At 73.5% G+C, this 6,060-nt stretch carries 5 protein-coding genes; 4 read left to right on the top strand and 1 reads right to left on the bottom strand.

Going from position 1 to position 6,060, the window contains the following annotated elements; all coding sequences use genetic code 11:
- On the bottom strand, nt 1–192 hold a 192-nt coding region (locus H5J33_RS20245; RefSeq protein WP_181796343.1), incomplete at its 3' end, for a hypothetical protein.
- A 713-nt stretch (nt 193–905) separates the two neighbouring features.
- On the opposite strand from H5J33_RS20245, the gene H5J33_RS20240 reads away from it, so the two are divergent.
- The 4 genes from H5J33_RS20240 to H5J33_RS20225 form a co-directional block, all read left to right on the top strand.
- Nucleotides 906–2,330 carry an MFS transporter gene (locus H5J33_RS20240; protein WP_181796342.1) on the top strand — a complete coding sequence of 475 codons (1,425 nt, stop codon included), beginning with the start codon at nt 906–908 and terminating at the stop codon, nt 2,328–2,330.
- A 104-nt stretch (nt 2,331–2,434) separates the two neighbouring features.
- On the top strand, nt 2,435–3,646 hold the full coding sequence (gene lhgO, locus H5J33_RS20235) for an L-2-hydroxyglutarate oxidase (RefSeq protein ID WP_181796341.1): 1,212 nt from the start codon (nt 2,435–2,437) through the stop codon (nt 3,644–3,646).
- Nucleotides 3,647–4,095: 449 nt separating this feature from the next.
- Nucleotides 4,096–4,911 carry a tRNA (guanosine(46)-N7)-methyltransferase TrmB gene (gene trmB, locus H5J33_RS20230; protein ID WP_181796340.1) on the top strand — a complete coding sequence of 272 codons (816 nt, stop codon included), beginning with the start codon at nt 4,096–4,098 and terminating at the stop codon, nt 4,909–4,911.
- A gap of 85 nt (nt 4,912–4,996) precedes the next feature.
- On the top strand, nt 4,997–6,060 hold a 1,064-nt coding region (locus H5J33_RS20225; RefSeq protein ID WP_181796339.1), incomplete at its 3' end, for a PrsW family intramembrane metalloprotease.

The raw sequence follows: 6,060 nt of genomic DNA, 5'->3' as shown, positions 1-6,060 counted from the left end.
CTCGGGGTCGGCGTGCACCACGCGCACCTCGTCGGGGCGCCAGTCGCCGACCGCCCACAGGGGGTCCGGGTCGCCCCACAGGAGCTGGGAGCCGACCGGTTGCAGGGTTTCGCCGTCGTACCCGACGGCCCCCGCGGAGCCGGTGCCGGCGGCGCCCGCGGCGGTGCTGCTCCACCCCACCAACCACCGCATCGACGCCTCCACAGGCTGTGGACCACCAGTGCACCGCACGAACCGGCCCCCATGCTGCCACGAAGGACAGGCCGGGGAGGCACGGCGTGGCCGCCTTCGACCGAGGGATGTACGCGGCGTGCGGGAAGGGGAGTTGACGAGCGGCCGGCGGGCGGGGCGGAGGCGGCGCTCGACGGGTGCGACATGAATGCGCCCCTAATGCGCTCCCCCAAATCGCCTTTCGCGCCCTCAAGTTGCATGGTCACGAAGGAAATCCACCGCACGATCGGGGGATTATTTTCAGCCAAATACTTGGCGGGGCGCCGGAATCGAGCACTCTCCGTACAGGCCTGCGGAGCGCATGAGGGCTTACTTCTACGCACGGTCCGGGAGGCGGACGACGCCTCCCGGACCGGTCCGCCACCCGCGGGGATGAAGGCGGCGGTGTCCCCCAGCCCACTGGATCCAGTACAGCGGGCCGACCCACGCACGGCCCATGGAACCGCTTGCCGGATGGCCGGAGAAGAGCGCACGGGCGGGCGCACGGCCACACGGGCGGGGGCACGTCGCGACAGCCCGTGCACGGTGCGTACAGGCCCGCGTCCGCGTACCGACCACAATCCCGCCATCCGGAACATTGCCCCTTAACGCTTGGGATGCGGCGAACTACGCTGGGTTTACGAATGCCGCACGGTTATGCCAGCGCGGCAGCCGTCTGTGTCGAGGGGTGGCGCATGTCCAGGGAGCAACGCGGGCCGAACGAAAAGCTCGGCGCCGTTCTCGCCCTCGCGGGAATCAGCAACGCCGGACTCGCCCGGCGCGTCAACGACCTTGGCGCCCAGCGCGGTCTGACGCTTCGCTACGACAAGACGTCCGTGGCGCGCTGGGTGTCGAAGGGCATGGTGCCGCAGGGCGCGGCGCCGCATCTGATCGCCGCCGCCATCGGCCAGAAGCTCGGCCGCCCGGTCCCGCTGCACGAGATCGGCCTGGCGGACGCGGATCCCGCGCCGGAGGTGGGCCTCGCCTTCCCCCGGGACGTGGCCCAGGCCGTGAAGTCGGCGACCGAGCTGTACCGCCTCGACCTGGCCGGCCGCCGGGCCGGCTCCGGCGGCATCTGGCAGTCCCTCGCCGGATCGTTCGCAGTGAGCGCGTACGCAACGCCCGCCTCGCGCTGGCTGATAACCCCCGCCGACAGCTCGGTCGCGCGGGAGGCGTGCGCCGCCGAGGGCTCCGGCGCACCGCTCAAAGTCGGCCACAGCGATGTCCAGAAGCTCCGGGAGGCCGCCGAGGACGCCCGGCGCTGGGACTCCAAGTACGGTGGCGGGGACTGGCGTTCGTCGATGGTGCCGGAGTGCCTGCGGGTGGAGGCGGCACCGCTGCTGCTCGGCTCCTACTCCGACGAGGTGGGCCGCGCCCTGTTCGGCGCCTCCGCCGAACTCACCCGGCTCGCGGGCTGGATGGCCTTCGACACCGGGCAGCAGGAGGCCGCGCAGCGGTACTACATCCAGGCGCTGCGCCTCGCGCGCGCGGCGGCCGACGTCCCCCTCGGGGGGTACGTGCTGGCCTCCATGTCGTTGCAGGCCACCTACCGGGGCTTCGGCGACGAGGGCGTGGACCTCGCGCAGGCCGCGCTGGAGCGCAACCGGGGACTGGCCACCGCCCGCACCATGAGTTTCTTCCGGCTGGTCGAGGCGCGGGCACACGCGCGCGCGGGCGACGCGCAGGCGGCCGGCGCGGCGCTGAAGGCGGCGGAGGGCTGGCTGGAACGGTCCCGTCCCGGCGACAACGACCCCTCCTGGCTGGGTTTCTACGGATACGACCGGTTCGCCGCCGACGCCGCCGAGTGCTACCGCGATCTCAAGGCGCCGCGTCAGGTGCGGAGGTTCACCGAACAGGCGCTGTCGAAGCCGACGGAGGAGTTCGTGCGCTCGCACGGGCTGCGGCTCGTCGTCTCCGCCGTCGCCGAGCTGGAGTCGGGGAACCTCGACGCGGCGTGCGAGCAGGGCGTGCGGGCCGTGGAGGTGGCGGGGCGGATCTCGTCCGCGCGGACCACCGAGTACGTGAAGGACCTCCTGCACCGGCTGGAGCCGTACGGGGACGAGCCGCGGGTGGTGGAGCTGCGCGAGCGGGCCCGGCCGCTGCTGATGGCACCGGCGTAGGGCCGCGCCACCGTGGCGGGCGCGCCGGCGGGGCGCTGTGCGTCCGCGCGTTTGAAGCCGCTGTCAGTGGCGCAGTGCACTATCGGGAGTGGAGGTGGTGCTCGGTGCTGGGCGGGGCGTACGACTGTGATGTGCTCGTGGTCGGCGGGGGGATCGTCGGGCTTTCGACGGCGTACGCCATCACGCGGACGGCGCCGGGCACCCGCGTGACGGTGCTGGAGAAGGAGGACGGGCCCGCCCGGCACCAGACGGGACGCAACAGCGGGGTCATCCACAGCGGGATCTACTACCGCCCGGGCTCCCTCAAGGCGCGGTACGCGGTGCGGGGCGCCGCCGAGATGGTCAAGTTCTGCGCCGAGTACGGCATCGCGCACGCCGTCACCGGCAAGCTGATCGTCGCCACCGAGCGCGCCGAGCTGCCACGGCTGCACGCGCTCGTGCAGCGGGGCCGGGAGAACGGCATCCCGGTGCGGGAGCTGGGACCGGCGCAGATCGCCGAGTACGAACCGGAGGTACGCGGCCTGGCCGCGATACACGTCGGCACCACCGGCGTGTGCGACTACACGGCCGTGGCCCGGGAGCTGGCCCGGGCCTCCGGGGCGGAGATCCGGTACGGCGCGAAGGTGGTACGGGTGGACCGGCGGCCGGAGCGGGGCGTGGCCGTGCTCACCGCGGCCGGGGCCGTCGTCCGCGCGCGGGTGCTGGTCAACTGCGCCGGGCTGCGCTGCGACGAGGTGGCGCGGCTGACCGGGGACGACCCCGGGATGCGGATCGTGCCGTTCCGCGGGGAGTACTACGAGCTGGCCCGGCCCGAGCTGGTGCGGGGCCTGGTGTATCCGGTGCCGGACCCGGCGTTCCCGTTCCTCGGGGTGCATCTGACCCGCGGTGTCGACGGCGGCGTGCACATCGGCCCCAACGCGGTCCCGGCGCTGGCCCGCGAGGGGTACGGCTGGGGGGTCGTACGGCCCCGGGAACTGGCCGGGACCCTGGCCTGGCCCGGCTCGTGGGCGATCGCCCGGCGGCACTGGCGGTACGGCGCGGGTGAGCTGCGCCGCTCGGTGTCCAAGGGGGCGTTCCTGGAGGCGGTGCGCAGACTGCTGCCCGGCGTGGACGCCGGGGACCTGGTGCCGGCCCCGGCCGGGGTGCGGGCGCAGGCGGTGCTGCGGGACGGGACGCTGGTGGACGACTTCCTGATCCGGGAGGGGGCGCGCGCGGTGCACGTGCTGAACGCCCCCTCACCCGCCGCCACCGCCTCACTGCCCATCGGACGGGAGATCGGACGCCGGGCCCTGGCCATGCTCCGGGCACCGCGGTGACCTCCGGCCGGTGGAACCGGCCACGCGGAATCTGACCACGGCCATGAGGAACCGGCCGCAGAAACCCGACCACCGGCCTCGTGAAACCGACCGCGGGGACGGGACCACCGGCCTCTGGAACCGGCCCCGGAACGGGACCGCCGGTGCCGCAGACCGGCCCCCGGAACCGGACCGCCGGTGCCGCAGACCGGCCCCCGGAATCGGACACCCAAACCCCCGAGACCGGCCCTCGGAACCAGCCACAGACCCCCAAGACCGGCCCTCGGAACCGGACCACCGATGCCGCAGGACCTACCCCCGGAGCCGGGGGGTCACCAGGCCCGCAAAACCGGCCCCCCGGACCAGTCCGCCGAACCTGGACCACGGGACCCAGGGAACCACCGGACCTCGGGCCCCAGGGAACCGGACCACCGGGCCCACGAGCCCGCACCCGTAAAATTGGGCTTACTGTGTCTGACTCCCTGAACTCCCCCGCCGCCCCGTCCGCCCCCGGTGACCCCGTCCGGCCCGTCCGGGCCAAGGGTGAGCCGCGCTTCCCGGACGGGCCCAGGGCGGACCCCGCGGGTTCGCACTTCGAGCGGCGGATCCGGAGCTTCCAGCCGCGGCGCAGCCGGGTGACGGCCGGGCAGGCGGACGCCCTGCGGCGGCTGTGGCCCAAGTGGGGGCTGGACATCGACGGACAGCGGGTGATCGACCTGGCCGAGCTGTTCGGGAACGACCGTCCCGTGGTCCTGGAGATCGGGTTCGGGATGGGCGAGGCCACCGCGCGGATGGCCGCCGGCGACCCGGACACCAACATCCTCGCCGTCGACGTGCACACCCCCGGCCAGGGCAACCTGCTGGGCCTCGCCGACCGGGACGGCCTCACCAACGTCCGGGTCGGCAACGGCGACGCGATCATCCTGTTGCGGGAGATGCTCCGCCCGGACTCGCTGGACGGACTGCGCGTCTACTTCCCCGACCCGTGGCCCAAGAAGCGGCACCACAAGCGGCGGCTCATCCAGCCCGAGTTCCTGACGCTCGCGGCGACCCGGCTCAAGCCCGGCGCGCTGCTGCACTGCGCCACGGACTGGGAGCCGTACGCCGAGCAGATGCTGGACGTGCTCACCGCGCACCCCGACTTCGAGAACACCCGGCCGGACGGCGGTTTCGCGCCGCGCCCGGAGTTCCGGCCGCTGACCCGTTTCGAGGGACAGGGACTGGACAAGGGACACGTCGTGAACGATCTGCTGTTCCGACGCGTACCGCACCGGCGGGACGGATAACCGACCGGAAGGCCACGGGCGCCCCGAGCGTCCGGGGCCGGTAATCCGCTCAGCCCGTCGTGCCGTCACCGTTAGGGTCGATGCCGTGGCCACCAGTCCCCCGTTCCCGACCCGTCCCCCGAGCCCCGGCGACGGGGTGCTCCGCCACCCGCACTGGTGGCAGCGCAGGTGGGTGCGGTACGGGGCGCCGAGCACGCTGCTGGCGCTGTCCGGGCTGGTGATCCTCGCGCTCGTGCGGCGGCAGACCGGCACCGACGGGTTCCTCGTCGGGCTCGGGCTGGCCGTGCTGCCGGTGCCCTGGCTGATCGCCGCGTTCCGGTGGCTGGACCGGGTGGAGCCGGGCCCCTGGCGGAACCTCGTGTTCTCCTTCGCCTGGGGAGCCTGCGCGGCGGCGCTGATAGCCATCGTGGCCAACAGCTTCGCCACCGAGTGGATCGCCACCTCCACCGCCGACCCGGCGAGCGCCGACACGCTCGGCGCCACCGTGATAGCGCCGGTCGTGGAGGAGTCCGCGAAGGCCGCCGCCGTACTGCTGGTCTTCCTGTTCCGCAGACGCGACTTCACCGGGATCGTGGACGGCGTGGTGATAGCGGGGACCACCGCCACCGGGTTCGCGTTCACCGAGAACATCCTCTACCTCGGCACGGCGTTCGGGACCGACCAGCTCACCGGCGACCGGGGCATCGCCTCCGTCACCGCCGCCACCTTCTTCGTGCGCATCGTCATGTCCCCGTTCGCGCACCCCCTGTTCACCGTCCTGACCGGCATCGGCTTCGGCATCGCCGCGCTGTCCGGCGAGCGCCGGCGCGTGCGGCGGGTCCTGCTGCCGGTGTGCGGACTGCTGCTCGCGATGGGCATGCACGCCTTCTGGAACGGCTCGGCCACCTTCGGGCAGTACGGGTTCTTCGCCGTCTACGGCGGTTTCATGGTGCCCGTGTTCGGGCTGGTGACCTGGCTCGCGGTCTGGAGCCGGCAGCGGGAGCTGGGTGTCGTACGGGCGGAGCTGCCGGCGTATGTGCTGGCCGGGTGGCTGGGGCCGGGCGAGCCGTTCGCGCTCGGGTCGATGCGGGCGCGCCGGATGGCCCGGGACTACGCCCGCCACCACCACGGCCGCCCGGCGGCCCGGGAGGTGGCCCGCTACGAGGGGTA

The organism is Streptomyces sp. WELS2 (assembly GCF_013870595.1).
GTDB lineage: Bacteria > Actinomycetota > Actinomycetes > Streptomycetales > Streptomycetaceae > Streptomyces.
This window is presented reverse-complemented; position numbering and strand designations above follow the sequence as displayed.

What these genes read in the sequence shown, in the direction of transcription:
- H5J33_RS20240 (WP_181796342.1), top strand. Translation starts at nt 906, where the DNA reads ATGTCCAGGGAGCAACGCGGGCCGAACGAAAAGCTCGGCGCCGTTCTC.